At 62.4% G+C, this 1961-nt stretch carries 1 protein-coding gene; it reads right to left on the bottom strand.

All coding sequences use genetic code 11. The annotated features are described in order from the left end of the window. On the bottom strand, nucleotides 1-1719 hold a 1719-nt coding region (locus H5T60_14395; GenBank protein MBC7243620.1), incomplete at its 3' end, for a leucine--tRNA ligase. Nucleotides 1720-1961: the final 242 nt, after the last annotated feature.

The following is a 1961-nucleotide window of genomic DNA, read 5'->3' as shown; positions in this document are numbered from 1 at the left end:
GATCGTGCCCTGGTTGAAGAGGCGAAGCATCGGCTCGTCGAAATCCACCAGTCCCATGTCCCGCATCGCCTTGGTGAAGAAGCGCGTGTACAGCAGGTGCATGGTGGCATGCTCCACCCCGCCGGTATACAGGTCCACCGGCAGCCAGTACTTGCCCTCTTCGGGGTCGAAAGGCCCCTTATCGTAATGGGGGCTGAGGTAGCGGTACTGATACCAGGAAGAGCAGACGAAGGTATCCATGGTATCGGTCTCGCGCTCCGCCGGCCCCCCGCACTGCGGGCACGTGGTGTGCAGGAAGCCCTCATGATACTTCAGCGGCGACTCGCCGGTCGGCATGAACTCCGCATCCATGGGCAGGAGCACCGGCAGGTCCTCCTCCGGCACCGGCACCGTGCCACACTTGGGGCAGTAGATAATCGGGATGGGCGCGCCCCAGTAGCGCTGCCGGCTGACCAGCCAGTCGTGCAGGCGGTAATTCACCTTGCGCTCGCCGATGCCGTGCTTCTCCATGTAATCGGCGATGGCATGCCAGGCCTCTGTACTGCGCATGCCGTTGAACGGGCCGGAATTGACCATGGTGCCTTCGCCCACGTACGCTTCCTTCAGCGGACTGCCATCCCAGCCGTCCGGCGCGATGACCACCGGAATGGGCAGACCGTACTTCTTGGCAAAGTCGAAGTCGCGCTCGTCGTGCGCCGGCACCGCCATGATAGCGCCCGTGCCGTAGGTCATGAGCACGTAATCGGCGATGTAAATGGGCACGCGCTCGCCGTTCATGGGGTTGATGGCATAGGCGCCCGTGAAGACGCCCGTGCGCTCCTTTTCGGTGGACAGGCGCTCGATCTCGGTCTGCCGGCGGGCCTGGAAGACGTAGGCCTCCACCTCTGCGCGATGCTCCGGCGTGGTGATCTCCTCCACCAGCGGATGCTCCGGCGCCAGGACGGCAAAGGTCATGCCATACACCGTGTCCGGCCGCGTGGTGAAGACGCGGAAGCTCTTGTCGCTGTCCGCCACCTGCATGGTGAACTCCACGCCCTCACTGCGGCCGATCCAGTTGCGCTGCATGGTGATGACGCGCTCGGGCCAGTCAATGCCGTCGAAGTTCAGCAGTTCCTCGGCATATTTGGTGATGCGGAACATCCACTGTTCCAGGTCCTTCTTGATGACCGGGGTGCCACAACGCTCGCAGTGACGGTCCTCCCCCCACACCTGCTCCCGCGCCAGTGTGGTGTTGCAGGTCGGGCACCAATCCACCGGCGCCTTCTGACGGTAGGCCAGGCCGTGCTTATAAAGCTGGAGGAAGAACCACTGCGTCCACTTGTAATATTCGGGCAGGCAGGTGATGACCTCCCGCTCCCAGTCGAACATGGCACCCATGGACTTGAGCTGTTTGCGCATGCGCTCAATGTTGGCCATGGTCCACTGATAGGGGTGGATGCCGTGTTTGATGGCGGCGTTCTCCGCCGGCAGTCCAAAGGCATCGAAGCCCATTGGGAAGAGCACGTTGTAGCCCTTCATCCGGGCATAGCGCGCCCGCACATCAGAGGGAGCCATGGCGTACCAGTGCCCGATGTGGAGATCCCCGCTGGGGTACGGGAACATGGTCAGCGCGTACCACTTGGGCCGGCTGTGGTCGATCCTCGCCCGATACAGCCCGTCCGCCTCCCATCGCTCCTGCCATTTCTTCTCGATGACAGCGGGTTGATAGTTGTCAGCCATATTCCAATGCCTCCTGGATGTGCGGATTATGCATGTGTGCGGCCGGCTGGGCCGGCCAAATCAAAAACCCCTTCATCCCATCAGGGACGAAGGGGAGCCTCCGTGGTACCACCCTGGTTGTCAGAGAGGTATGAGGCGAGGTGCTCAGCCATCCGCCCCGATGCTGAGCACCTCCATACGTGGTGGAGCTGAGGGGACTCGAACCCCTGACCTTCTGAATGCCATTCAGACGCTCTCCCAAG

It is taken from the genome of Anaerolineae bacterium, from assembly GCA_014360855.1.
Lineage (GTDB): Bacteria > Chloroflexota > Anaerolineae > JACIWP01 > JACIWP01 > JACIWP01.
This window is presented reverse-complemented; position numbering and strand designations above follow the sequence as displayed.